The organism is Gemmobacter caeni (assembly GCF_003054195.1).
Taxonomy (GTDB): Bacteria; Pseudomonadota; Alphaproteobacteria; order Rhodobacterales; family Rhodobacteraceae; genus Gemmobacter; species Gemmobacter caeni.
Map to the genome: position 1 here is coordinate 104,951 of NZ_QBKP01000006.1, position 24,909 is coordinate 129,859.

Annotated in this window: 30 protein-coding genes, 2 tRNA genes and 1 pseudogene; 6 read left to right on the forward strand and 27 right to left on the reverse strand. The window is 63.2% G+C overall.

The genetic code is table 11. From position 1 onward, the window contains the following. Positions 1-17 precede the first annotated feature (17 nt). The 4 genes from C8N34_RS10945 to C8N34_RS10960 are packed head-to-tail and all read right to left on the reverse strand — an operon-like array spanning position 18 to position 3,772. Positions 18-986, reverse strand: coding sequence for a TRAP transporter substrate-binding protein (locus tag C8N34_RS10945; RefSeq protein WP_108128900.1), 969 nt, complete (start codon positions 984-986; stop codon positions 18-20). After that, positions 976-1,911: a 3-hydroxyacyl-CoA dehydrogenase family protein gene (locus tag C8N34_RS10950; RefSeq protein WP_108128901.1), complete on the reverse strand. Its 936-nt coding sequence runs from the start codon at positions 1,909-1,911 to the stop codon at positions 976-978. The genes C8N34_RS10945 and C8N34_RS10950 overlap by 11 nt, the downstream gene beginning before the upstream one ends. Next, positions 1,911-3,182: a TRAP transporter large permease gene (locus C8N34_RS10955; protein WP_108128902.1), complete on the reverse strand. Its 1,272-nt coding sequence runs from the start codon at positions 3,180-3,182 to the stop codon at positions 1,911-1,913. The genes C8N34_RS10950 and C8N34_RS10955 overlap by 1 nt, the downstream gene beginning before the upstream one ends. Beyond that, a complete protein-coding gene (locus C8N34_RS10960; RefSeq protein WP_054301522.1) occupies positions 3,179-3,772 on the reverse strand; it encodes a TRAP transporter small permease in 594 nt (197 codons plus the stop codon). Before C8N34_RS10960 ends, C8N34_RS10955 begins: the two co-directional genes overlap by 4 nt. A gap of 124 nt (positions 3,773-3,896) precedes the next feature. Between C8N34_RS10960 and C8N34_RS10965 the strand changes: the two genes are divergently transcribed. After that, positions 3,897-4,610, forward strand: a complete 714-nt coding sequence (locus tag C8N34_RS10965; RefSeq protein ID WP_054301521.1) for a GntR family transcriptional regulator — start codon at positions 3,897-3,899, stop codon at positions 4,608-4,610. 331 nt (positions 4,611-4,941) lie between these two features. Then, positions 4,942-5,109, forward strand: a complete 168-nt coding sequence (locus C8N34_RS26355; RefSeq protein ID WP_158640675.1) for a hypothetical protein — start codon at positions 4,942-4,944, stop codon at positions 5,107-5,109. Positions 5,110-5,249: 140 nt separating this feature from the next. Here C8N34_RS26355 and C8N34_RS10970 read toward each other — a convergent pair whose 3' ends face one another. The 11 genes and pseudogenes from C8N34_RS10970 to C8N34_RS11020 form a co-directional block, all read right to left on the reverse strand. Beyond that, complete coding sequence (locus tag C8N34_RS10970) at positions 5,250-5,756, reverse strand: hypothetical protein (protein WP_108128903.1); 507 nt, start codon at positions 5,754-5,756, stop codon at positions 5,250-5,252. A gap of 169 nt (positions 5,757-5,925) precedes the next feature. Beyond that, positions 5,926-7,364, reverse strand: a pseudogene (locus C8N34_RS10975) (IS1182 family transposase). A gap of 166 nt (positions 7,365-7,530) precedes the next feature. Then, positions 7,531-8,463 carry an IS5 family transposase gene (locus C8N34_RS10980; protein WP_108128904.1) on the reverse strand — a complete coding sequence of 311 codons (933 nt, stop codon included), beginning with the start codon at positions 8,461-8,463 and terminating at the stop codon, positions 7,531-7,533. Between the two features lie 728 nt (positions 8,464-9,191). Further along, positions 9,192-9,267 (reverse strand) — tRNA-Phe (locus tag C8N34_RS10985). Between the two features lie 79 nt (positions 9,268-9,346). Further along, positions 9,347-9,517 (reverse strand): DNA gyrase inhibitor YacG, encoded by a 171-nt coding sequence (gene yacG, locus C8N34_RS10990; RefSeq protein WP_054301518.1) that lies wholly within the window; start codon positions 9,515-9,517, stop codon positions 9,347-9,349. Beyond that, entirely contained in the window at positions 9,514-10,566 is a 1,053-nt protein-coding gene (locus C8N34_RS10995) for a ribonuclease E/G (RefSeq protein ID WP_054301517.1), read from the reverse strand. Before C8N34_RS10995 ends, yacG begins: the two co-directional genes overlap by 4 nt. Further along, on the reverse strand, positions 10,563-11,141 hold the full coding sequence (locus C8N34_RS11000) for a Maf family protein (protein ID WP_054301516.1): 579 nt from the start codon (positions 11,139-11,141) through the stop codon (positions 10,563-10,565). The genes C8N34_RS10995 and C8N34_RS11000 overlap by 4 nt, the downstream gene beginning before the upstream one ends. Continuing rightward, the gene (infA, locus tag C8N34_RS11005) at positions 11,138-11,356 is read right to left on the reverse strand and encodes a translation initiation factor IF-1 (RefSeq protein ID WP_054301515.1); all 219 of its coding nucleotides are present in this window, start codon (positions 11,354-11,356) and stop codon (positions 11,138-11,140) included. The genes C8N34_RS11000 and infA overlap by 4 nt, the downstream gene beginning before the upstream one ends. Positions 11,357-11,458: 102 nt before the next feature. After that, positions 11,459-12,340 (reverse strand): carbon-nitrogen hydrolase family protein, encoded by an 882-nt coding sequence (locus tag C8N34_RS11010; RefSeq protein WP_108128905.1) that lies wholly within the window; start codon positions 12,338-12,340, stop codon positions 11,459-11,461. 28 nt (positions 12,341-12,368) lie between these two features. After that, entirely contained in the window at positions 12,369-12,953 is a 585-nt protein-coding gene (locus C8N34_RS11015; RefSeq protein WP_054301513.1) for a GNAT family N-acetyltransferase, read from the reverse strand. After that, the gene (locus C8N34_RS11020; RefSeq protein WP_108128906.1) at positions 12,950-13,348 is read right to left on the reverse strand and encodes a ketosteroid isomerase-related protein; all 399 of its coding nucleotides are present in this window, start codon (positions 13,346-13,348) and stop codon (positions 12,950-12,952) included. The genes C8N34_RS11015 and C8N34_RS11020 overlap by 4 nt, the downstream gene beginning before the upstream one ends. 263 nt (positions 13,349-13,611) lie before the next feature. Between C8N34_RS11020 and C8N34_RS11025 the strand changes: the two genes are divergently transcribed. After that, complete coding sequence (locus C8N34_RS11025) at positions 13,612-13,860, forward strand: hypothetical protein (RefSeq protein ID WP_054301511.1); 249 nt, start codon at positions 13,612-13,614, stop codon at positions 13,858-13,860. A 209-nt stretch (positions 13,861-14,069) separates the two neighbouring features. After that, complete coding sequence (locus tag C8N34_RS11030) at positions 14,070-14,954, forward strand: LysR family transcriptional regulator (RefSeq protein WP_054301510.1); 885 nt, start codon at positions 14,070-14,072, stop codon at positions 14,952-14,954. Here C8N34_RS11030 and C8N34_RS11035 read toward each other — a convergent pair. The 8 genes from C8N34_RS11035 to C8N34_RS11070 form a co-directional block, all read right to left on the reverse strand. Further along, positions 14,926-15,360, reverse strand: coding sequence for an arsenate-mycothiol transferase ArsC (locus C8N34_RS11035; protein WP_229825420.1), 435 nt, complete (start codon positions 15,358-15,360; stop codon positions 14,926-14,928). The two genes, C8N34_RS11030 and C8N34_RS11035, sit on opposite strands and share 29 nt — an antisense overlap. Positions 15,361-15,425: 65 nt before the next feature. Continuing rightward, complete coding sequence (locus C8N34_RS11040; protein ID WP_054301508.1) at positions 15,426-15,905, reverse strand: UPF0262 family protein; 480 nt, start codon at positions 15,903-15,905, stop codon at positions 15,426-15,428. Positions 15,906-15,996: 91 nt separating this feature from the next. Beyond that, entirely contained in the window at positions 15,997-17,298 is a 1,302-nt protein-coding gene (gene hisD, locus C8N34_RS11045) for a histidinol dehydrogenase (protein ID WP_108128907.1), read from the reverse strand. Positions 17,299-17,494: 196 nt separating this feature from the next. Next, the gene (locus C8N34_RS11050) at positions 17,495-17,704 is read right to left on the reverse strand and encodes a hypothetical protein (protein WP_054301506.1); all 210 of its coding nucleotides are present in this window, start codon (positions 17,702-17,704) and stop codon (positions 17,495-17,497) included. After that, positions 17,701-17,958, reverse strand: coding sequence for a helix-turn-helix domain-containing protein (locus C8N34_RS11055; RefSeq protein ID WP_145693584.1), 258 nt, complete (start codon positions 17,956-17,958; stop codon positions 17,701-17,703). The genes C8N34_RS11050 and C8N34_RS11055 overlap by 4 nt, the downstream gene beginning before the upstream one ends. A 219-nt stretch (positions 17,959-18,177) precedes the next feature. Beyond that, positions 18,178-19,074, reverse strand: coding sequence for a phage protease (locus C8N34_RS11060; protein ID WP_108128909.1), 897 nt, complete (start codon positions 19,072-19,074; stop codon positions 18,178-18,180). Next, a complete protein-coding gene (locus tag C8N34_RS11065; protein ID WP_158640676.1) occupies positions 19,071-20,300 on the reverse strand; it encodes a DNA-binding domain-containing protein in 1,230 nt (409 codons plus the stop codon). The genes C8N34_RS11060 and C8N34_RS11065 overlap by 4 nt, the downstream gene beginning before the upstream one ends. A gap of 129 nt (positions 20,301-20,429) precedes the next feature. Next, positions 20,430-20,672 (reverse strand): DNA-binding protein, encoded by a 243-nt coding sequence (locus C8N34_RS11070; protein WP_199750661.1) that lies wholly within the window; start codon positions 20,670-20,672, stop codon positions 20,430-20,432. A 62-nt stretch (positions 20,673-20,734) separates the two neighbouring features. Between C8N34_RS11070 and C8N34_RS11075 the strand changes: the two genes are divergently transcribed. Next, positions 20,735-21,217, forward strand: a complete 483-nt coding sequence (locus C8N34_RS11075; protein WP_108128911.1) for a helix-turn-helix domain-containing protein — start codon at positions 20,735-20,737, stop codon at positions 21,215-21,217. Between the two features lie 228 nt (positions 21,218-21,445). On the opposite strand, the gene C8N34_RS11080 is transcribed toward C8N34_RS11075, so the two are convergent. The 3 genes from C8N34_RS11080 to C8N34_RS11090 are packed head-to-tail and all read right to left on the reverse strand — an operon-like array spanning position 21,446 to position 23,379. Next, positions 21,446-21,922, reverse strand: coding sequence for a DUF2948 family protein (locus C8N34_RS11080; protein WP_054301498.1), 477 nt, complete (start codon positions 21,920-21,922; stop codon positions 21,446-21,448). Next, complete coding sequence (gene murA / locus C8N34_RS11085) at positions 21,922-23,190, reverse strand: UDP-N-acetylglucosamine 1-carboxyvinyltransferase (protein ID WP_108128912.1); 1,269 nt, start codon at positions 23,188-23,190, stop codon at positions 21,922-21,924. The genes C8N34_RS11080 and murA overlap by 1 nt, the downstream gene beginning before the upstream one ends. A 9-nt stretch (positions 23,191-23,199) precedes the next feature. After that, on the reverse strand, positions 23,200-23,379 hold the full coding sequence (locus tag C8N34_RS11090) for a hypothetical protein (RefSeq protein WP_054301496.1): 180 nt from the start codon (positions 23,377-23,379) through the stop codon (positions 23,200-23,202). 124 nt (positions 23,380-23,503) lie between these two features. Here C8N34_RS11090 and C8N34_RS11095 point away from each other — a divergent pair. Further along, a tRNA-Thr gene (locus tag C8N34_RS11095) sits at positions 23,504-23,578 on the forward strand. A gap of 148 nt (positions 23,579-23,726) precedes the next feature. Here the strand turns inward: C8N34_RS11095 and C8N34_RS11100 are convergent. Next, positions 23,727-24,680 carry a hypothetical protein gene (locus tag C8N34_RS11100; protein ID WP_108128913.1) on the reverse strand — a complete coding sequence of 318 codons (954 nt, stop codon included), beginning with the start codon at positions 24,678-24,680 and terminating at the stop codon, positions 23,727-23,729. Between the last annotated feature and the right edge of the window lie 229 nt (positions 24,681-24,909).

Genomic DNA, 24,909 nt, shown 5'->3' on the forward strand with positions numbered 1-24,909 from the left:
GCCCGGCCCCCTAAAGGTCAGTTTGACGCCAATTCGGCTTCCAGTTCGACAAGAAGCGGGGCTTTCACGCGCCAGTCTTCATACCATTTGTCGACCGCCGGGCCGAACCAGGCGCGGTCCACCGTCACGACCGGGACCGGGGTCGTCTTGAGGTCTTCCATGTATTTGTTATCGAGTGCGCCATAGGCGTCGATGATGTCGGTGAAGTTCGCGGTCATGATTTCCTGGATCGCGGCGCGATCTTCTTCGGAGATCGCCTGCCATTTGCGGCCCGAGGCCACGGCGACCATGGGGAACATCATGTGGCGCGAGTCGATGATCGTGCCGGCATGATCGTAATATTTGGTGTTCCAGGTGCCTTCATGGTCCAGCTGCGCGCCATCGACCTGGCCATTGGCCAGCGCATCATAGAGCGCGGGCAGCGGCATCGGCGTAGGGGTCGCGCCCAGAAGCGTCCAGAAATCCAGTTCCGGCGCGTTCGGCACGGTGCGAATCTTCTTGCCTGCCAGATCGCCCACATTGGCGATGGTGCCGCGCATGACGACGGTGCGCATCCCGGCCGAGCTCCAGCCCAGACCGACGAGCCCGAACTTGTTCATGTCGGCCAGAAGCTTGCCCGCCGTGGCCCCGCCGAGAACCGTCTTGGCACCCTCGATGTCGCTGACCAGATAGGGGGCAAGAAAGATGCCGTAATTCGGATCGCGGTTGGCGAATTCGCCGACGGTCAGAAAGGCGAAATCCAGCGCGCCGGTCTGCAGCTGCTGCAGCATCTGCGCCTCGGAGCCAAGCTGGCCCGAGGGGAAAAGGCTGATCTCAACCCGGCCATCCGTCTTTTCCTTGATCGCATCCGCCGCCTTCTGGGCATGGACACTCCATTGATGCGAAGGCGGGGTGATCAGGCCCAGCCGGTATTGTTCCGCCGCGGCCATGCCACCGGACAGCAGAAGCGCCAGCCCCGCCGCCCATCCGATCGTCTTAAACTTCATCTTGTCTTCCTCCCTTGGACCCGTCAGCGCGGGCCATCTCCTCCAGAAACGTCAAGACTTGCGGCAGGCGCCGGTCGCGCGCGGCGCCGATCTCAGCCACGCTGCGCGGATCGGCCTCCGCCATACCCTGGACCAGTGCGGCGCGGGTTTCGGCATCGAAGCGGGGCGCGCCCAGCGTGTCCCACCAGCGTTCGAATTCCGGGCCCAGCGCGTCGAAAAAACCTTCAAAGCCGCGCGGCCCGCCCGAGACATGGAACACCGCCGAAGGCCCCATCAGGCACCAGCGCGGCGCCAGACCCAGCGTCACCGCATCTTCCACATCGGCAAGTGAGGCCACGCCTTCGCGCACCAGATGCACCGCCTCGCGCCACAGCGCCGCCTGCAGGCGATTGACCAGATGGCCCGGCATCGGCCTGGCCAGGGTCAAGATACGCTTGCCCAGCCCTTCATAGAAAGCGCGGGCCCGCGTCAGCACCTCGGGTGCGGTCGCCGCCCCGCCCGACAGTTCCACCACCGGCATCAGCCAGGGCGGATTGCAGGGATGGGCGATGAACAGGCGCTCTGCGCCCTCCAGCCCTTGTTGCAGGTCCTCGGGCGACAGGCCCGAGGAGGACGAGGCGATCAGCGTCTGCGGATTCAGAAGCGGCAGGATTTCCGTCAGGGCGGCGCGTTTCAGCGCCAGCCGCTCGGGCAGGCATTCCTGCACCAAAGCCGGGGCCGGACCTTGCGGAGCCACCGTGACGTGCGGCAGCGCCGCCCCTTTGTCGCCCATCGCCGCCGTGGCACGGGCCCAGACCTCGTCCAGCCGCGCCTGTACCGCCGCCATGTCGGGATCGATCACCTGCACGGCATGACCCGCCAGCCCGAAGGCCGCGGCCCATCCCGCCCCGATCAGCCCGCCGCCCAGAACCCAGACCGTCGCCATCACAGCACACCGGGCAGGAAGGTGACGGTCTGCGGGAAACACACCATCAGCAGAATCACCGCCAGCACCGCCACGAAGAAGGGCAGCAGCAGCACCGCCAGCCGTTCGGCCCTGACGCCGCCCATCAGCGCGGCGGTGAACAGGCCCGTGCCGACCGGCGGCGTCAACAGTCCCAGGGTCAGGTTGACGCAGACGACGACGCCGAAGAATACCGGGTCGATGCCATAGACCCCGGTCGCCACCGGCAGCATCACCGGCACGATCAGGATGATCGCGGGGATCGGGTCGGTGACCATACCGATCATCAGCAGCAGGACGTTCAGCATCAGCATGAACACCAGGGGCGAGGCCGTCATCGCCTGCATCGCCGCAGCGACCTGTGCCGGGATGTTCTCGAAGGTGATGACCCAGGAAAACACCGTAGCGGTGGCGATCAGGAACAGCACGATTGCCGAGGACCGCGCGGCATTGCCGAAGGCCACCAGAATGTCGCGCCATTTCAGCTCGCGATAGATGAAGGCGCCGACGATGATCGTGGCGATGCTGCCCAGGGCGGCGCTTTCGGTCGGATGGGCGATGCCGCCCAGGATCGTGCCGATGATCGTCGCCGGGATCAGCGCCGCAGGCAGTGCCTCGGCGATGGCGCGCAGGCGGGCGGGCAGCGGCAGCGACTCGCTGCGGGGAAAATCGTGCTTATGACCAAGCCAGCCGATCACCGCCAGGAAGGCGAGAAAGATCAGAATGCCCGGCACGATACCCGCAATGAACAGATCGCCGATGGGCAGCTGCGCGATGACGCCATAGATGATGAACAGCATCGAGGGCGGAACAATCGGCGCCAGCAGCCCGCCCGCCGCGGTGATCGCCACCGAGACATCGCGCGGATAGCCCTGCTTTTCCATCTCGGGCACCGCCAGGCGGGACATGATGGTGATCTGCGCCACGGTCGAGCCCAGAATCGCCGCCATCATCATGTTCGCGCCGAGGTTTACATAGGCCAGCCCCCCCTTGACGGAGCCAAGGATCGCCACGGCCAGCGCCATCAGCCGCCGGCCGATGCCGCCCACATTCATGAATTCGCCCAGCAGGATGAAAAGCGGCAGCGACAACAGGCCGTAATTTTCAAGCCCGCCGAACAATTGCTGCGGGAAGGATTGCAGAAGGACGGTGTTGCCGCTGACGAAAATGTAGATCAGCGCACAGATCGCCAGGACGAAGGCGATGGGGACCGACAGGATGACAAGTCCGATGAAGCTGCCGCCGACGATCATCGCCCCGCCCCTTTCAGCAGCCGCAGATCAGCCTCGATCTGGGCGAGGCAGTGGATGGTCGCGGTGACGGCAAAGACCGGAAGGATCAGCCAGAACCAGACCTTGCGGACGCCAAGCGTCACGGTCGGTTCCTGATAGATGAAGTTGAAGCTTTGCGCCGCGAAGGCATCCAGCGTTTCGGCAGCGGCAGCGGTCAGCGGATCGAACCAGATCCAGACCATCCACGCCAGTGCCAGAAGGAAGGCCAGCAGGATCAGGTCGGCCAGAAGCCGGAGCAGGCCAGCGGCGCGGGGCGACATCATGTCGGACAAAAGCGTGACCGCGATATGCTGTCGCGCGTCCAGCGCGGCGGCGGCGGCCAGGAAGGCCACGATCACCATCAGGTAGACCGCAAGCTCATCAACCCAGATCAGCGGCACCCCGAGGAAACGGCCGGTCACATTGGCCAGAAGCAGCACGAACAGGAGGAACATCAGCACCCCCGCCAACAGGATTTCGGCCTGCGCCAGCCCGGTGCTGAATCGGGCCAGGGCCGAAGGCGGCCTGACCTGCCCGGCAAGCCCTGCCGATGATTGAACGGTGTTTTCCATATTTTCCTCCCCGTCAGCAGAAAATATTGATATTATGACCATGTCAAACTAAAATTTGATTTTATTGCGATGCGCTCTATGATCGGGTTCACCGCAAGCCCACACTTCAACCCCGGCAGCCCGCATGCAGCAGACGATTGTCCTTCCCCAAGATGCCTTTGAGTCCAGCGACAAGACCCTTGCGGAAAAGGCCTATCGCCTTTTGCGCGAAGATATCGTGGCGGGGCGGCTTGCACCGGGACTGAAGCTGAAGATCGAAATGCTGCGCGACCGTTATGGCCTGGGCGCGGGCCCGCTGCGCGAGGCATTGGCGCGGCTCTCGGGTGACCATCTCGTCACGCTTCTGGGCCAGCGGGGCTGCATTGTGGCGCCGCTTTCGGCGCAGGACGCGCGCGAAATCGGCGAGCTCCGCAAGCAGCTGGAGGCCGAAGCCATCGCGCAGTCGCTGCCGCGCGGCGACCGCGCCTGGGAAGAGCGTCTGATCTCGGCCTGGTATCGGCTGGAACGGCTGGAACGCAGCGCCGAGCCGCGCGACCTGACCGAGTGGGAGGGGCTGAACACCGAATTCCACGAGGCGCTGGTCGGCGCGGCAAGTTCAGTCTGGCTTCTGCGGATGCGCAGCATGATGTACAAGCATCACGAACGCTATCGCCAGTTGTCACGCAGCCGCCCTGCACTGTCGCGAGACGTGCATGAAGAACACCGCGCCCTGTTCGAAAGCGCGATGGACCGCGACGTGCCCCGCGCGATCGAGGTCACCCTCGCCCACATCCAGCGCACGACCGACCGCGTCGTCGCAGCACTTGAAGCCGGAGGGACGGCGCCCACCACGCCGTAACGGGCGACGGGGTGTTGTCAGAGGAAATGCGCTTGCCGACGTGCTGGACGTCCGCTGACCTCGTCGGAAGTCCAGGCGTTCTCCGTTCCAATATTGCAAGAAAAGCCCGTCGATCATCCGCCTTGCATTGATGCTCTGCTGGCAGCGTTCCAGCGCAGAAAGCAGCCTGCCCACAACGTATCGCCGGGCTTCAGGGGCAACCCGAACCAGGCAAGCGCACCGGCTTCCGGCACGCGGACCTGCCGTGCCGGGTCCGGGCGAACCGTGGTGAGCTGATCTGGGCGTTGCCAGTGCTGATCCAGAACCGGATCGAAAGGGCAAGCCCGCGCCAGTGAACACAATCCGATGGGGCTCCTACGACGCCCACCACGCCGCGCGGGATCTGCTGCTGGAAGCGGCCAGCGAGATGGGCGAGGCGGGCAGCGCTGCGCGTCAGGGCAACCCCATGCTCGCACGCGCAATCGCCTTCGGGGCGGAAGCTGACCTACTCAAAGCGTAGATCTTGTCAAGGCAATCGGGGCGCTGCAACGGCTTGGGTATCAGACAGAACTCCTGTGGTCGCCCGGAAGGGCCGAGAGTCGGCCCTCGCTGCAGTGTTAGCCAAGGTCAGCTATTCCGGACAAAGCGGACGTTGCGCAGCTATTTGCTCTCCTCTGTTAGCTCAAGCTTTGTCCTCAATGCGTCGCTATCCCTAAACCAGAACGTGGTTCCACAGTTGTAAGATGTTACACGGAACTGTTCCGAGGCTTGAGAAAACTCTGCGCCGCGCGAAGCACTGTCAAGATCAAGGGCGGTGATCGCAACCAAGTAGGGTATCTGATAGCCGTCCTCATCTTGTAGCAAACGCAAGTAACGAAGGTCGATGTGATCCGCCCGCACACCTATGCGGTCATCTATAACTGCAACTGACAGAACGGGTTGAACAGCCTCTCCCTTCAGCACCTCATCCACTTGGATGTCAAAACGGGCCAGCCTTCTGGAGACGTCCAGTATTTGATAATCGGAGATTCGACCCACCACGACAAGCTCGACGCCCTCCAAGTCTCTAGGAAGTGGCGGCATGTGAGTTCTGCAAGCCGTGGCCATGCCCGAAGTCGCCGCCATCAAGATACTGGCGAAAAGAACCGAGAGTATGGGCTGTCTCATTCGCGTCTTCCCGAAAGCTGGGTATCACTAATGTTTACCCAAGAGGCTCATGGCCGCAATGGGCTTAGGCTGTGTGGAAACTCTTCGCCGAAGACCAGTTAGCTGCTGCGAGGGCAAGGATAGCGCGCCACGCGACGGATTTCGGCAGAGCATGGTTTTGTGCTCTCTTTCAGCCCTTCACCGCTGCCATTAGCCCTCGGATACCAATCAGCGCCACCATCCGCTTGATGTTGTAGGCGAGGACGTTCAGCGCCATCTCGGTTCTCACATTTCTCAGCCGTCGGGTCAGGAAGTGGGTTGCGCCCATCCAGGCTTTGATGGTGCCGAAGGGATGTTCAACCGTGCCACGGCGGACCGTCATCGGCTCTGTCGGTCCGATCAGTCTGGCCCGCGCCGCTTCGATCAGGTGCTCGCGTGCCCATCGCGTGATCCTGCGTTCCTTGTCAGTCGTGCAGCGCGCTTTAATCGGGCAGCCACCGCATTCGCCGGTCCAGTAGCGGCGCAGTTCCAGCCCGTCTTCCTCAGTGGTGTAGCGGTAGGTCAGCGCTTCGCCGGCCGGGCAGCGGTAAAAGTCTGCATCAGCCTCGTAGGCGAAGTCGGCCTTCACATACAGGCCCTTGGCCCGGTTGCCCGACGTCTCGGGGCGCGGAATCGTGGTGGTGATTCCTGCCTCGTAGCAGGTCAGGATCTGCCGCCCGCTGAAGTAGCCCTTGTCAGCCAGCACGTGTATCTCGTCGCGGTGAAGCGCCTCTTTCGCAGCGGCGGCCATCGGCACCAAAAGGTCGCGATCATGGCCTTGGTTGGTGACATCGTATGCGACGATCAGATGCGTCTCGGCATCGACGGCAGTCTGGACTTTGTAACCGACCATGCCGCTGTTGCGGGCACAGGTCGCCATGGCACGGGCATCGGGATCGGTCAGGGATATCTGTCCGTCCGGCGCATCGGCCAGCGCCCGATCCATCGCTTGCAGATGCTGGATGTGCTGCCGGACCCGCCCGTAACGCTTGGCCAGGTGCGCGACTTTCTCGGCTCGGACCTCGCCTTCTTCTTGTCGATCAACGCGGACCATCTCGGCGATGTAGCGCCCGGCGTCCGCCTCCAGATCGGCGATGCGGTTCGCGATCTTGCCCTTGGTGAAGATTCGGTCACGGGAGTTCACCGCCCGGAACTTGCTACCGTCGATGGCAATGCACGCGCCCTTAAGCACACCGATGCGGCGGCACAGTTCCACAAACTGGGCGCAGGTGCGGCGGATGCCGGGCCCATTGTCGCGGCGGAAGTCGGCGATGGTCTTGTGATCGGGAGCGAGGCGGCCGGTCAGCCACATCAGCTCGACATTCCGCCCCGCCTCCCGTTCCAACCCGCAGCTCGACGGGATGCGGTTCAAATAGCCGTAAATGAACAGCTTGAGCATAACAGCAGGATGGTAGCCGGGGCGGCCCGTGCGTGCCGCTGCCGAGCGCACGAAACCAAGGCCCGCCAGATCAAGCTCATCTACGAAGAAATCAACCACCGGACCAGATGATCCTCATGAATCCAGTCATCGAGCCGATCAGGGAAAAGGACCGTCTGTCCACGCGCAACGCCTTCGATGAAACCCGACATGCCGATCCCCCGCAGCTATGCAGAAGCTTAACACAGGCCGGAGTTTGCACACAGCCTCGGCTCTAAGCTGCCATTCGATGCATCGACCATGAAAATCAACTCTGGGCTGTCTTGGCTGTGTTGCACAAATCGGGTGATGGCCGGGCCTCCCCTTCCCCGGACAGACCTATCCTGCGACCTCTGTGATGGGTGTGCCGAGGGCGGTGAACCCGTTCAGGACGGCGACACGGACCTGGAACTCTGCAACCTGACGGTCGAAGTCCCGCGCGGACAGGCGCTGCCCGAGAAGCTTGATGCAGTGCATCTTAGTTTCAGCGCGGCTTCGGCGGTGGTAACCGCTCCATCGACGCCAGGTCGTCCGGCCAACCCGCTTCGATGTCCGCAGGATTTCGTTCCGGGCCATGGCTCCCGCAGTGTCGGGTTTCCAGGGTTTGGCGTTCTCGCGGGGCGGGATGATCGCGGCCGCGCGACGGGTGGCGATGGCGTCGTGGCACTTGCGGGTATCGAAGGCACCATCGGCGCTGACGGAGGCGATCTCTTGCTCCGACGGGATCTGGTCGAGCAGTTCGGGCAGCATGGGCGCATCGCCCACGTCGCTGGTGGTGAACTCCGCAGCCCGGATTTCCAGCGTTTGCTCGTCGATCCCGATGTGGATCTTCCGCCAGACGCATCGCTTGCCACCGCCATGCTTGCGGGCGTTCCACTCCCCTTCACCCTCGACCTTGATGCCGGTGCTGTCGACCAGCAGGTGCAGCGGGCCATTCGAACCAGGATAGGGGATGTTGACCTTCAGCATCTTCTGGCGTCGCGACAGCGTGCCGAAGTCGGGCACCGTCCAGTCCAGGCCGATCAGCCGCAACAGGCACTCGACGAACCCGGTCGTTTGCCTGGGCGCCATGCCAAAGAGGACCTTCATCGTCAGGCAGGTCTGGATCGCGGCATCGCCGCAGTCGCGCTGTCGACCACGCTTGCCGGTCGGCGCCGCTTCCCAAGTCATGGCGGGATCAAACCAGATCGTCAGCGAGCCGCGGCGCTTCAGCGCTTCGTTATAAGCTGGCCAGTTCCTGGTCTTGTAGGTCGGGGGCGTTGGTCTGCTCATGCAGTCCAGCTACCACGCCGGATTCACGAGATGAATCCCTCGCGCGATTTGTGCAACAGAGTCGTTTCCGGTCCAAAAACAGGGGTTTCGGGGGCGAAAGACCGGGTGAAATCCCCGTAAGCCATGAAAAGACGTAACTATGAACCGAGTTGAAAAATCCGCGCACGAGTTCCGAGTTTCGCACTTTCCCCGGATTGGCTGAATCGCCCTAAAACAGCCGTTAAGGCCAAGTTTTATTGATGTTTTCGGGTGATTAGCAGCTCGGGTGCAGCCGCCAGCGAGGGGGCGGATCACGCTCTGGCCACCTGTTTGGCGCAATATTTTCGTCACGACCGACATGGACGCCCCGAAGCCGCCCAGACACGCCACCAGAACCTATCAACCTCGGCAAGCGCCTATTTTATTGAGGAGAGACGGATGGCGACGGGTAACGACACCTAGCGACGGATGGCGGCGCCCAGTCCCCCGAAAACACCCTTATTTTGTCGGGTTACAGTAAGGCGCTCCACGCGGAGCCACACGCATCCTATACGCCAATGGATCAGAAACCGCCGTCGCCAATTTCGCTTTGGGATGAGATTTCTTTCAGAACGGTTCAGACAACCCAGGTAGTCCATCACGCGCAACCAGATGCGTAATGTAGCCCGGATGTAGCCCAGCGGACCAGCCGCACGAAAAGCAACGAGAAAAGTAATTGCTACTTTCTCTTATTTTAAGGGAGATTTAAGTGGTGCCCAGAGCCGGAATCGAACCAGCGACACGCGGATTTTCAATCCGCTGCTCTACCAACTGAGCTATCTGGGCACTGTCAGCCTGTGGCTGCTTGGTGGGGCGGTATTAAGCGAGGGCGCAGGGGCTGTCCAGAGGGTTTTGCGAAAAAAGTTCAGTGCTTCGGCGGTTCTTCGGATGGGACAGCCTCGTCCTCTTCCTGCGCGGTAGCGGGGATCACATAGCCGCCTTTCAGCCAGCGACCGAGATCGATATCGGCACAGCGCTTGCTGCAGAAGGGGCGGTACTTTTCTTCCGCAGCCTTGCCGCAGATCGGGCAGCTCATGCCCGATCCTCCAGCAGGGTGGCCAGCGGCGCGCGGTCGCGTTTGCGCACCAGTTCGAACAGACCCAGCGTGGTCCATCCGGAGAGACTGGTCTCGGCCGCCTCACCCTTGAATGCCGCGCGCAACACCTGTTCCAGAACGGCACGGTCCTTCTTCGGCATCGGCGCGAAATCGACCACGACCTGCCCGCCAAAGCCGCGCAGACGCAACTGGCGCGGCAAATCACGCGCGGCGGCCACATTGGCCTTCAGCGCAGCTGCGGGCGAGGTATCGGGGCCGGTGTTCACATCCACCGCCACCAGCGCACGGGTCGGCTCGATATACATATGCGCGCCAGCAGGCAGCGCAACGCGGGGGGTCAGCGCGCGGTCCAGCATCTCCGCCACGCCATGCGACCCGAAACTGCCTGCGTTGTCGTCAAAATCATCCGGAACCGGATCGCACCAGTCGCGCCACGCGGTTTCATGCGCGGTCGCGCCCTCGACCAGAAGCTCGGGCTGGCCGTCAACATCAGACAGCACCGCAACGGCAAGCTCGCGCATCGCGAGAATGTCCTCGGCGATCTCGGCCTCGTCAGCGCCTTCGCAGGCGGAGCGCAGGATCAGCCCGAGGTCACGGGGGGCGCCCTCCATCCCCGCCTGCGCCAGCGCGTCGAGGTCGGCACGCAGATCCTCGTCGCGGATGCGACGGCTGATGTTCAGCCCCGGTGCGCCGGGGGTAATGATCGCGTAGCGGCTTTTAAAGAGCAGGCGCGCCGCTACGGGCACCGCCTTGCCCGGCTCCGCCGTGCCCGACACCTGCACCAGCAGCGGCTGGCCAGGCGCGAGACCCGACACCTGCCGCAGGAACCCCGAACGGCCATCCGGCAGGCGCAGGAACACCCCGCCCTGCCCTTTCACCGGCCGGTCGACGATGCCACGATAGATGGCACCGGGCAGCGGTGTATCATCTGCCGGGTCGATAAGGAAATCCTCAAGCTGACCATCGACGATCAGCGCCGCCGCCTCGCGGTCGCCAATCCGGTCCAGCGCGATCGTGCGGCCTTTCATGCCGTCTCTCCATAAAGGGGGTAGCCCGCAGCGGCCAGCAGCGCGGCGGTTTCCGCGACTGGCAGGCCGACCACGCCAGTGAACGAGCCGGAAATCCACGGGATGAAGGCACCGGCGAGGCCCTGAATGGCATACCCCCCCGCCTTGCCCTGCCATTCACCCGAGGCGAGATAGCTGTTCAGTTCGACATCCGAGAGGCGCTTCATCTTCACATCGGTCACGACCTCGCGCGACCAGAGCCGCGCCCCGCGCCGCACCGCGACAGCGGTGATCACCTGATGACGACGCCCGCCCAGAAGGGTCAGGAAAGCCGCCGCCTCACCCGCATCCGCAGGCTTGCCGAGGATACGGCGCCCCAAAGCCACGGTCGTATCAGCGCAAAGCACGATGTCATCGGGGTCTGCCGCCACCGCAGCCGCCTTTTCGCGGGCCAGACGCGCGCAATAGGGGCGCGGTAGTTCGCGGGGTTTCGGGTCTTCGTCGATGTCAGGGGGCAGAATCGCGTCAGGCACGACACCAAGCTGCGCCAGAAGATCCTTCCGGCGCGGGCTGGCAGAACCGAGGATCAGCTTCACTTGAAGCGATAGTTGATGCGGCCCTTCGACAGGTCGTAAGGGGTCATTTCCACCTGCACCTTGTCGCCTGCCAGAACACGGATGCGGTTCTTGCGCATCTTGCCTGCCATCGTCGCGATCAGTTCATGGCCGTTTTCCAGCTCGACCTTGAACGTCGCATTGGGCAGGAGTTCCTTCACGACGCCGGGGAATTCGAGCAGTTCTTCCTTGGCCATGGTCACTCCAAATAGGTATCGCCCGCGATCCATGCGCAGGCATGGGCGCTAGATGCGCCTCTTTCCCCTGATTTTCAAGGGGGAATTGGAGTTGTCCTGAAACTAGGTGCGAATGACGCCCCGTTCAACCCGTGCGCCCTGCTCATGCCAGTGCAGGTTGTTCAGCACGCCGCCATTACGGCGGACCTCGGCCACCGCCTCCAGTGAGACATCGGCGAAGGCCCAGCCGGGCTGGTTGAGCGGGGTCTGCGCGAAGATCCCGTCATCGGGAAATCCGATATCCGGCGGGCCATAGATGGCGGCGGCGCCGACGTTCTCGTCCACCGCCGGGCAGAAATCACACAGGCCCACGGTGGGGGAATGGACGACAATACACTGGTTCTCCAGCGCCCGCGCCATGGCACCGACCTTGACGCGGGTGAAGCCCCGGAACGTGTCGGTGCAGGAGGGCGCCAGCAAGATTTCCGCCCCTGCCTCAACCAGAGCACGCGACAGCAGGGGAAATTCGCTGTCATAACAGATGACCACACCGATGCGGCCCAGCGGCGTATCAAACAGAGCCAGCCCCTGCCCCGGATCGACGAACCATGTTTCACGCTCGAAGCGCGTCATGATCTGTTTGTCCTGATGGCCGAGGATGCCCGAAGGCCCATAGAAAGTGGCACGGTTCACCGGGCGCGGCTGGCCAGGCAGGAACACCGGGCCGGAAGCGCCGAGGATATGCAGCCCGTGCTGCGCCGCCAGATCGGCATGCAGCGCATCGACCTGCGGCTTCCAGCGGGCGACCTCGTGCAGGCAGGCCTCCAGATCCGCAGCGACGTCGCGGCCGCCAAGGCTGCCCAGTTCCATCGCCCCATATTCAGGAAAGACCAGAAGCTGCGCTCCTTCAGCGGCGGCCCGCGCCACCCATTCCGTGACCTTGGCGGCATAGGCATCAAAGCTGGCAAAGAAATCCAGCGGATAAGCGGCAGCGGCGATCTTCATGGTCTCTCTTTCCTGTCGGAGGAAGGCGTCAGAGCGCCCGCATCCAGAATTGCAGCGGCTTGCGGCTTTCTTCGGTATCACCGACATCCTTCCACGAAAATGCGGCAAGGGCACCCGGCAACGGCGCATAGCCGCGCTTCGTCCAGAAGGCGTCATTGGTACGGAAGGCAACCGGCCGCATCGGATGATCGTCCGGCCGCTTTACCGAACAGAAGGCCACATGGCTGCGGCCAAGCTGGCGGGCATGGGCCTCGCGTGCATCGAAGAAGGCATGTCCCAGCCCCTGCCCGCGCCAGGCGGGCAACAGCACCGATTCCGCGCAATAGAAAATCTGCTCCAGCGGCACGCCCGCCCCGGCCAGCGCCGCGCCGAAATCCCCGGCGTGATCCTCCATCGGCGTGCCGGTCGAGGCGCCGACCAGCCGCGCACCATCGAAGGCCCCCACCAGAATGGCACCAGGGCTGTCGCGATAGGTTTGCAGGTAATCGCGCTCATACTCCAGCGAGCCATCATACAGATACGGCCAGTCGCGGAACACGGTGATCCGCAACCGCGCCACATCGTCCAGCGCCGCATCCAGTGCGGCGCCGGTCAGAACGCGAACCTCGGTCATGCCGAAACCTGTGCGATCCAGTCGTTCAGGTTGTAGAAGGTGGTCACCCGCGAAATCTTGCCATCCCGCAGGTCGAAGAAGGCACCTGCGGGCAGGATGTATTTCTGGCCTTTGGCCTCGGGCAGGCCCGGATCGGTTTGCAGATATTCGCCATGCACCGTGAACTCGGCCGCGCCACGGGTGCCTGCCTCGTTCACGAAGATTTCCATGTCCTTCAGCTCTTCCCGGTAGCTGACACCCATATGCGAGCAGAACTCGGCGAATTTTTCCATACCGCGGCGGATACCGCCCTCATTCACGCGGTGTTCGATGTCATCGGTCAGGCAGGCCATCATGCCTTCGGGGTTCGCTGCATTGAAGGCGGCGTAATAGGCTTTGATCGTGGCGCGGCTCATCTTGGCTCTCCGGTTGGTCCTGTGATTTTCGGCGCAGCCTGCACCGAAACTCCGGCCGCGCCAATGCCCAGCCGGACCTCCCACAGCGCTTTTGCGACACCGCGCCACGCATGTTCACAGCAGCGTGAGATGAAAGTGAACGTTCACTCACGTCGAATAATGAGCGCGAAAAATGTGGCCTAATCGCCGCCGCTCAATCCGCCTATCTCCACTGCATGAGAGGCGACGCCGCTCAGACAAACACTCAACCAACGGAGATCGTTATGAAAACCCTCGCAACTGCCCTGACTGCCGCCCTTGTTCTGGGTGGTGCCGCCTATGCCGCCGACAGCAACGAACGTGGTGCTTCGCTGTCCGTTTCGACCAAGAACGTGACCAAGGTCGAAACCACCGCCGGCGAACTTTACTCGACCCGCGATCTGATCGGCTACCGCGTTTCCGCCGACACCCCGGTCAGCGTGACGCTGATCCCGTCGAGCGGCCAGGTTGATCGCCCCAGCCGGAACGACTGATCCGATGCGGCGGGAAACAGGGCGCCTGTGGTAACACGGGCGCCCTTGCCTATTCCAACAGCCGCCACCGTCAATCTGGCATTTTGTGCATACGCGCACAGAAGCACGCCGCCAGCCGCGTCACATTCCTGTTTCAATTTCCCCGGCCAGTCCCCATCTCTCCGTCCATTGAAGGCCGCTGCTGCGGCACACACTGGATCGGACCCCCGATGGATACCGCTGTACTGCAAACTTACCTTCATATCGTGGATGAGGGCAGTTTCGCCGCCGCCGCCCGCCGCATGGGAATATCGAAAAGCCTGTGCAGCAAGTATATTTCCGATCTGGAAGACAGCCTTGGCACACGGTTGCTGACCCGCTCCACCCGGTCGGTGCGACCCACCCCCGTCGGGCGCGAATATTACCAGAAAATCCGCGATGTCATGGGCCAGCTTCAGGCTGCCAATGAAAGCGTCAAACGGCTGTCCGCCCATCCCAGCGGCCCTCTGCGCATCGGATCGCCGGTGTCTTACACACTCAAGGTGCTTGGCCCGCATATCATGCGCTTTATCGAGGCGCATCCCGACATCCAACTGGAAGCGGTGCTGGACGACCGCCACAGCGATGTGATCAGCGAGGGCTTCGATGCCGTCATCCGCATCGGTGAACTGGGCGATTCCAGCCTCTATGCCCGCCGCCTGCATTCGGCGCGCATCCTTGTCGTGGCCTCACCCGACTATCTGACCGAACACGGCACACCCGAACGGCCGGAGGATCTTCTGGCCCATCGCTGCCTGCATTATTCCAACCTGCGCGGCGCCGGAACCTGGCCCTTCCGCGATGGCTCCGAGACACTTTATCAGAAGATCCAGCCCGCCTTTTCCACCAACAGCGCCGAGATGATGCGCGCGGCGGTGCTGGAAGGGCGCGGCGTGGCCCTGCTGCCCGAGTTCATGATCGAGGAGGAACTGCGCAGCGGCACACTGGTGCCGGTGCTGGCCCGCTTCGCCCTGCCCGACCTGCCGGTCAATCTGGTCTATCCCTCGCGCAAGAACATGACGGCAGCGCTGAAAGCGTTTCTGGATTTCACCGCCGGGCTGAAGCTGGAGGGGTGAAATCCTGCGCGCCCGGCTCGCTTGGCGGACCGAACCGCGCCACCATGCGGTCGCGGATCATGTCCCGCGCCTGACGATAGGCGGCCAGCTTTGCCTCGCGTGTATCGCCGATGGCGGTCGGGTCCACGATGGGCCAGAACTCGACATCCAGATGAAAGAACCGCGTCAGCGTCAGCGCCATACGCTGACTGGCCGGGGAAAGTGCGACGATCAGGTCGAACTGCGACAGGTCATCCCCCCATTCCTGCATTTCCTCGAAGGAGCGCGAACGGTGGCGACTGAGTTCAATCCCCATCTCCTTGCAGACCGCAACGGAAAAGCCGTCGATCTCCATATCATTGCGCACCCCGGCGGATTGCACATAGGCGCGCTGCCCATAGAGCTTTTTCATCAGCCCCTCGGCCATGGGCGAGCGCACGGCATTATGATCGCAGCAGAACAGAACCGAAGAGGGAAAGCTGCCGCTCAAGATTACCCCCAGTGCAGGACGCAGATCAGGGTGAACAGGCGGCGGGCCGTCGCGGTATCGACATCGGCCTTGCCTTCCAGGCGTTCCTGCAACACGCGGGCGCCCTCGTTGTGGATGCCGCGGCGCGCCATGTCGATCGCCTCGATCTGGCTCGGCGGCAGGCGCTTCACCGCGTCGAAATAGCTTTCGCAGATCTGGAAGTAATCCTTCACCACCTGCCGGAACGGCCCGAGGCTCAGGTGAAACTCACCGATCTTCGCTTCGTTCTCGGTGGCGATGTCGAACACCAGACGGCCATCGCGGATCGCCAGCGCCAGCCGGTAGGGACCGGGCGGCACATCGCGCCCGTCCCGCACCGGCAGGCCGAAGCTGTTTTCCTCCAGAAGATCGAACACCGCGACACGGCGTTCCTGCTCGATGGCGGGGGTGGCGGCTTTCAGGCCGCTTTCGTCGATCTCGATATGGCAGATGCGGTTCGTCATGGTCGGTCCTGAGAAGGCTTGGACCGTGATGCCCGAGACGGCCCTTCGGTTCAAGGTTGAACTGCCCGGGCCCGGCCCGGTACCGCCCGGATCAGCCGTTCAGCCGGTCCAGACGTGCCCGCACCGACAGGCCATGAGCCTGAAGGCTTTCGGATTGCGCCAGCCGCTCCGCCGCCGGACCGATGGCCGCCAGCGCCTCGGGTGTCATGCGGGCAATGGTCGTGCGTTTGACGAAATCCAGCACCGACAGGCCCGACGAAAACCGCGCCGACCGGGCGGTGGGCAGAACGTGATTCGGGCCTCCGACGTAATCGCCGATGGCCTCGGGCGTCCAGTGGCCAAGAAAGATGGCTCCGGCGTGAGTGATTTTCCGGCTCAGCGCCTCCGCGTCCGCCACGCAAAGCTCAAGATGCTCCGGCGCCACGCGATTGGACAGCGCTGCCGCCTCGTCCAGATCGCGGGTTACGATGACCGCGCCGAAGTCGCGCCAGCTTGCACCCGCGATCTCGCGCCGCTCCAGCACCTGAAGCTGCCGCTCAACCGCTTCGGTCACAGCGCGGGCAAGACCCGCATCCGGCGTCACCAGAATGGCCTGTGCGGATTGATCATGCTCCGCCTGGCTGAGCAGATCGAGCGCGATCCAGTCGGGATCGCCGCCCGCATCCGCAATCACCAGAATCTCGGACGGCCCGGCGATCATGTCGATGCCAACCTTGCCGAACACCCGGCGCTTTGCAGCGGCCACGAAGGCATTGCCAGGGCCGGTGATCTTGTCGACCGGCTGAATCGTCGCCGTGCCATAGGCCAGCGCGGCAATCGCCTGCGCGCCGCCGATGCGATACACCTTATCCACCCCGGCCAGCTGCGCCGCCAGAAGGACCAGCGGGTTGACCGCCCCGCCCGGTGTCGGGCAGGCGATGACCAGCCGTTCAACGCCCGCGACCTTGGCCGGAATCGCATTCATCAGCACCGACGAGGGATAGGAGGCAAGCCCGCCCGGTACATAAAGGCCCGCCGCCGAAACCGGCGTCCAGCGCCAGCCCAAAGTCGCCCCGCTGGCATCCTGCCATTCCGCATCCTCGGGCATCTGGCGGCTGTGATAGGCGCGGATACGGTCCGCCGCCAATTCCAGCGCCGCACGATCCTCGGGCGAAACCCTGGTGATTTCAGCAGCCATTTCCTCTGCCGAGAAGGCGAGCGTTTCGGGTGTCAGCTCCAGCCGGTCGAATTTCGTGGTAAGGTCGATCACCGCCGCATCCCCGCGCGCGCGCACATCCGCGATGATACCCGCGACCGTTGCATCGACATCCGGGCTGTCCTCGCGCTTCATGCCCAGGAGGGCGGTGAAGGCGGTTTCGAAACCGGCATCGGCGGTATTGAGGAACTGAGGCATGGGGCGGCTCCGCGTGAATCTGACGAAGCCTTAGCCTGCACCGCGCGACGCCTCAAGCCGGGGGCAGGAAAATGGCGGCTCTGCCCCCGCTGTTGTATTTCCTTACACCTGATACACGGTTTCAAAATATCTGATACCAGGTGAGACCAGCCGAAATTTGCCGGGATCAGGTTTCTTTTGCCGTCGTTAGCTGTCGTCAGGTGTCGCTGTCTGTCGCGGGTTTCTGGTGAAGGTGGCGGTTTTTCTGCCACCAGTCGCTCAGGCTGGACCGGCTGACCCAGAGGTCGGGCGGGAAGTTGAGGGTGATGAGGGCGCTGATTGCGCTGAGCGAATGGCGTTCGATGTGGTCCAGCACAAAGGCGCGCAAGGCTGCATTCCGGTCGATCCTTGAGGCACGCGCGCTCATACGAGTCGCCCCTCCTTGAGCCATTTCCTGACCGACTGGTCGGTAACGCGCAACTGTCGCGCGATATTGGCGGCGGACTGCCCCTTCCAAGACAGATAGGCGGCCAGCCATCGCTTCGCGAGAGGCACACGCCTCTGCAACCGATGGGCATTTGCCCCAAGCATCCGCGCCTTTTCGGGGCCGACCAGCGCTTCAAGCTGGGAGCGGCCCTTGGGATCAACCGAAAGGGCCAGTTTGGCGCCACCGAAAGTCAACAGGAACTCGACGGCGAGGTCTATTCCAGAATATTGACATAGGGTGCGACCTGCGCGGTGGGGCGCGGCGAAGGGGGACCAAGCGGGTTCATCTGTCACTCTTCCGGTGGGGGATAGCATCCCTCTGGCCGGGATACATTCCGGCCAGAGGAGAGGCCGTGCGGGCCGTCATCCGCACGGCTTCCGATACGGTCCCTGCACGGCCCGTATCGGAATGGCTCAGTCCGCGAGCGATCCGGGCTTGAGGCCGAGTTGCGCGCAGATTGCCGCTTCTTCGCCGATCACGGCGCTGCCCCGCGGCGTGATTTCGATATGCGGGATGGGGCGTGTCAGATGCGCCCAAGGTGCGGGCGATTTGGCAAGGAAGGTGTCGAAGCTCGCCGGGTCTTCCATGCAGAGCGCCGTGGCCCATTCTCGCATGGCCGGGGTGATATAGCCCTCTCTGAAGGCCCACTCCACCTTCCGCGAGGCCTCCTCTTCGCGCATTGTGGCAATCCGGCCATTCCGGTCCGCAAGCAGATCCTGCACCGCCCCGATGGGAACGAAACGGGCGGGGTTCGGGCGGTCGGAATTCAGGCGCTTCGGGGCCTTAACCTTGCCCGAGGTCAGCGCGGCCAAAAGCGTGGTCAGAATCGCCGCCGCATCGCTTTCAGGGGACATCCCCAGTGCCTCGGCCAGCTTGGGCAGAAGTTCTGCAGGCGCTTCCTTTGCGGAGCTCTTCGGCGCTGTGTCATTCTTGTCGGGGGCAGCCATATCGAGTTCCTCACTCGCAAATGCTGTCAGGTAGAGATTGGGGTTGTGAACAAGGCCAGCCCCCTTGAGTCGAGAAACCTGCCTTGTGAGCCGGTTGAACAGAAAGGACGGGCTGAGATAGCGGTATTCGCGCCGCGCGATCATCTCGCGCGCCGTGGCCGTCCATTCGACACGCCCCCAGAGGCCACTTTCCTCCGCCCGCAACTCCTTGATCCATCCCGCAGCCGGAACAGGGCCATTCGTGACCGGCCGGTCGTTCTGATGTTCGTAGTCGATGGGCAGATCGACGCCCCGCGACTGGAAATCACGCATCAGCGCTTGCGGGTCGGGCAGTTCGAACTGGCGGCCGTCACGGGTCATCATGCGGCCAGCCGGGAAGAGGTGAACCCATTCACCGCAAGGGCAACGGCCAGGGCTACCGGCTGCACCGATTTGCCCGGCGTGGCCCCCGGCGCATGGCCTGCATGGGCGCCCAGAAACTCTGGCCGGTCGTCGATCACGCGGGAAAGAGTGGCAAAAGTGCGCTCTGCGATCTTGGCTTTCGCGTTCTTCGGGATTGCGAACTTTGTCTCGATACCAAGGTGATAGCAGACGCCAAGCGGCTTTACGCCCGGCTTCGCAGCACCTTTGCCGCGCCATTTGAAATCCGCGCCGCCCGCGACCAGATGCCCGGCAAAGGCCGAACCGTTGTCAGTATACAGCCTGTCAAAGATGCTGTGTTCACGGCAAACGTTGCGGATCAACCTCGCCGTCGCCACCGCGTTTTCGGATGCGGCCAACTCATAGCCAAGCACATAGTTCGACGCCACGTCGATCAAGGCCAGCATCACCGGCCGGACCGGCTTGCCATCCCCGAAATCCACCCAGAAATCTTGCGTCCGGCCATCCAGAGAAACCCATTCCAGTGACCGTATCGTCGTCTTGTCGCGCCGGATCGGCTGGGCCAGACGCTTGATAGCCTCTTCGGTGCCATGACGCGCGGCCAGCTTTTCGGCCTCGGGCATGGCATCCCAGCGCCGCCAGACCGTGATATACTTCGGCCATGCCCAACCGCGCCTTGCTGCCACGTCGCGCACATCGCGCCATGCCTGCTTGAGCGGAAAATGCGGCCCGGCATCCCGGATCGTCGTCAGGAAATACGCCCAAGCCTCGGCCGAAAATTCGGCGGGCGGTTTGCCCATGCGGCTATGAGACGGAAGCAGCGCAGGCGCGAAATTCACCGGATCGACCCCGGCAACAGTGCGCAAGATGCGTCGCAGTGTCATCTTGTCGGTCCCATCCACACCGAATTTGGCACGCGCCTGATCGGCCAGTTCCGAGGTCAGGCCCCGCCCTTCGGACGCCCCGCCAGCAGTCAGATACCGGGCAATCTCGGCCTTGCGCAGCGCCGTTGCCTGCATCACAGGCGTTACCGCAGCAAAACGATCATGGGCCGCGTCGTCATATTCCCCGGCAGGCAGGCCCGCCGCTTCGATTTGGCGAGCCTCCCATGAGCGGCGCTCGGGCTCTGGAAGATGCAGAATGTTCACAAGCTCTGGCTTGCGGCCATCCGACTCGCGAATCGTAGTCGGAACATTCAATTTGCTCATCCATCGGGATGCGGCGCTTCGGTCCTGCGGAATTCTACCTAGTCCAAGAATGCTGACGATTCCGACAACCGGACCAACGCTTGCGGGAGCGATTAATGAGGAGCGATCAGGGTTGGCTGACCTTATCATTCACGCGGCACCCCCCGTGAACCGGGCTTTGATCGGACGAGCCTTCAGACCGAGATCGACAGCGATTCGATGACTGACTCCATGGCGGCAAGCAAGCTGTCCTTGCAAAACAGCGTAGACAGTGCGGGGCTTGTAGCCCCGGCTTTCCGCCCATGCTCTGATCGAAATGCCCTCAGCGATGAACTGTTTGCGGACAACCTCAATATCCATGAGGATCTGATGGCATTCAGATCTCTGTCCCATGGGCGCATCCTGTGTTACACGTTAGCGAAACACTGATAGAGGTATGTCACGATAGCGAAACAATGAGAGCTATCGGTGAGCGCCTGCGAGAGGTCCGAGGTGAGCGGACCCTCGCTGAATTCACACAACGCCTTGGCCTCGCCCGGACAACGTGGTCCAACTACGAAGCGGGCCGTCGTCTTCCCAGCCATGAGGTCATGCAACTCCTGGAACGGGTCGAAGACGTGCCTCCCGACCGCATCCTGCCTTCCGCAGAACTCACCCGGACCGTTCTCTCCAGAGGAAGCGATGACTGGTGGAGCTACATCCCTGTGTTGTGGCTTTTCTCAAGACTTAAGGGCGCGCGCCCTTTTGCCTCTGATTCCGATGAACTGACATGGTGGGCGGAGCATCTGCCAGCCCTTGCTGACGAGTTTGCTCACAGGACATTTGAGTTGGCAGAGAAGCGCGACCTGTCTCTAGATGATGCCGCCCACCAAGTCTGCGCATACTTGCAAGCAAGGACGCCTGACGAACTATTTCAATTCGTCGACAGCAAAGAATAGATCGTGGATCGTGGGCAAAATTGCCCACGACTTCGAAATAGGCCCCATTGATTTCATTGAATATTTTCTGCGCCAGCAGAACGCGATACCGTCCACCTCCGCCCAAACGGCCCCGATAGTATCAAACCTATTGAAAACAAAGGGCCGAAAAATCGGCCGGTATCAAACCTTTTGAAAGCCGTCACCCGCGTCTGCGGCGCTCCCCCGGGATATTTGGGCCAAGATAAATCAGGCGCCGTGATCGGGCATCTTGCCCGAGGGCGCGGTGTAGGGCCGGGTCACATCCCGCAGCGCGACATCCAGCGTTTCGACCTCCAGCGCGATGGCGCCATCGCCGGCCAGCGTCAGGATCAGCCGGCCTGTGCCGTCCACGCCCGGCTCGAAGGTGATGTCGAGCAAGGACAGAATTGTGTCACGGTCGCTGCGGTCAATGCCCTGTGATCGAACCGCCTGCACGTCGCGCACCAGCAGCATGGCACGCACCCGTTCGTAAGGCCGCCCCGCCGCCTCGGCCGCCGCGCGGTCTTCCCAGCGGAAGCGGTTGAGCAGGATGGCAAATTCACGCCGCGACCGCGCGAAGGTCATGTCGGTGATCGGAAAGACCGCATCCTGCACCAGCGAGGCCAGAACCTTCAGATCCTCGCCATCCGCCGCCCCGAGCCACAGCGGACCTTCATCGGCATCTTCAAACCGCGCGTCAGCCATCAGCCTGCAATCCGTTCGATCTGTGCCCCGCAGGCACCGAGTTTTTCTTCGACATGCTCATAGCCGCGGTCGAGGTGATAGACCCGGCTGACCACGGTTTCGCCCTCGGCTGCAAGCCCCGCAAGGATCAGCGAGACGCTGGCGCGCAGGTCGGTGGCCATGACCGGGGCGCCGCGCAGTTTTTCGACGCCGGTGACGGTCGCATGGCCCCCGTGCACGTCGATGCGTGCCCCCATGCGGATCAGTTCGGGTGCGTGCATGAAGCGATTCTCGAAGATTTTTTCTTCCAGAACCGAGGTCCCCTCGGCCGTGCACAGAAGCGCCATCATCTGCGCCTGAAGATCGGTGGGGAAACCGGGGAAAGGCTCGGTCGTCACATTGACCGCCTTCACCCGGCCATTCTTGCGCGCGACCTTCAGGCCGGTTTCGGTTTCGGTCACCGAAATCCCCGCCTCATCCAGCTTTTCAGCAAAGGCGCCAACCAGATCCAGCCGCCCGCCCAGGCATTCGACCTCGCCACCGCAGATCGCGGGGGCGAGCATATAGGTGCCGAGTTCGATGCGGTCTGTCACCACCGGATGCGTGGCGCCGCCCAGCCGATCAACGCCCTGGATCGTAATGGTTTCGGTGCCTTCGCCCTCGATCTGCGCGCCCATGCGGCGCAGGCAATGCACGAGATCCACGATTTCCGGCTCGCGCGCGGCATTCTTCAGCACGGTTGTGCCCTTGGCCAGCGAAGCCGCCAGCAGGGCGTTTTCGGTCGCGCCCACGGAAACGAAGGGAAACTCGACCACGGCGCCCCTGAGCCGCCCGCCTGGCGCCCTTGCGTGGACATAGCCGTCGCGGAGGTCCAGTTCAGCCCCCATCGCCTCCAGCGCCTTCAGGTGCAGGTCCACCGGCCGCGCCCCGATCGCACAGCCTCCCGGCAGCGACACGACGGCATGGCCATCCCGCGCCAGCATTGGCCCGAGGACAAGGATCGAGGCGCGCATCTTGCGCACGATGTCATAATCCGCAGTGTGATTGTCGATACGCCACGAGGACATGGACAGCACCTTGCCGCCCTGAAGGCTCGCGACTTCGGCCCCCAGCGATTGCAGAAGTTGCGTCATGGTGCGGATGTCCGACAGGCGCGGCGCATTGGTCAGCGTCAGCGGCTCTTCCGTCAGCAGGGTCGCGGGCATCAGCGTGAGACAGGCGTTCTTCGCCCCCGCGATCGGGATCGTCCCGCGCAGTTCACCCCCGCCCCTGACCAGAATCGAATCCATCGCGCTGCCTCACTCTTTCTCGTTATCATCTTGCGCCGCCCGCGCCCGGGCCTGCGCCTTGCGCCGCGCCATGTTCGCTTTCAAAGCCGCTTTCAGCCGATCCTCGCGCGAAAGCTCGGCCGTCCGGGCTTTCGCCGCAGGCTTCACAACACGGGAAGACGGGAGAACGGGATCGTCAGGCTGGCTCATAAGCTCTCTGTTAGCGCAGGCATAAAAAAGGGTCCAGATTGCGCTTGCACATGTCCGCGAATACGTCTATCTCCCCGCCACGCCCGGCAGGAAGACGCCGAAGCGAAGGCAAAAGCCCCGGTTGGCTGCGGTAGCTCAGTGGTAGAGCACTCCCTTGGTAAGGGAGAGGTCGAGAGTTCAATCCTCTCTCGCAGCACCATTTATCAGTTTAAAATCAAATACCTGCAAGCAGACGGTGTTTTGATCTGCCCGTTCGGCGGTTCGATTTCCGGCACTCCGTTCATTGCCGCATGTTCGGCTCTGATTACTCTCTGCTTCGAATGTGCGAAGCGTCAGACGCTCCCCTATCAGGCACGGATACCCAGCGCGACGGGGTCGCATCCTGCCGCACGGATGCGCCCGATCAGCTTCGGCAGGAAGGGGCGGCGCGCGTCGATATTGCGGCGGCGCAGGAACCACAGCAGGAATCGCGCAAAGGGCCAGCGGGTCGTCATCGCGGTGTCCAGCGCCGCGGGCCAGTCCCCGGCGCGCTTCACCGTCACCGCGCAGTGATGCAGGTCACTTTGCCCGAAAAACACCGCCGGCACGCCATGCAGCATCCCCTCCAGCCCGACGGAGGAGGAGATAGAGACCGAAACCGCCGCCCCCGCCAGAATATCATGCAGATTGGCCCCGGTGATCTGCACACCCGTAACGCCGGTCAGTCGGCGCAGAATCGCCTCGGTCTCGGGCCCGCTGTTGCGGGGATGCGGTTTCACAACCAGCATCCGCCCGTTCCGATGCGCCAGCACGGCATCGACCATTTCCGCCGCCGTCATGTGGCGCGCACGTTCCACCGGATCGGACAGGTCTTGTAGGAACAGCGAGATATGCCCGCCGGGGAAGGTCGCCTGCGCCTCCGGCTGGACATGCCGCGACCGGCGCGGCCTCACATATTGCGCGCGCAAATCGGCCAGAAAATCGGCCGCGCGATCCTCGGGCACCATATCGGGCCGGAACCTTGCCCGCATCGTGCTGCTTTCAAAGAAGATCCCCTCGGGATCGGCATAGAAGAAGCGGTCCAGATAGGCGGTGCCCAGAGTCAGCGCCTGCCCCCGCCCCACCGCCGCCGCATGAACCAGATCCAGATGCCCGCCCTCCGGCCCCGCGCGCAGACGGTCAATATCGCGGTGACAAAGCTCGACGCGCGCGCCAAGCCCCGCCAGCCCCTCCAGCGCACGGCGATAGAATTGCGGCATCCGCGCGGCCCCGTTGTCGAGCATATGGGCAGGCAGGTGCAGGCGGATGCGGGCGTCGGTCATGGTCCTTTTCTAGCGCGACGGTCCCGCCCCGCAAAGCGGCAAAGGCTTGACATTCGCGCCGCCCTGCCCCATCTGCGCCTTGTCCGACACCCGGCCGCGTGAGCCTGAACGGGGTGCGGCAATGGTTCCCACAAGTCACGCAGGGGCACCGCGGTTCGACGGTGAACGGGGGTTCCCCCGGCACGAGGCGACCCGCCACCCCTCGCGGATGCCCGTTGCGGCATCCCGA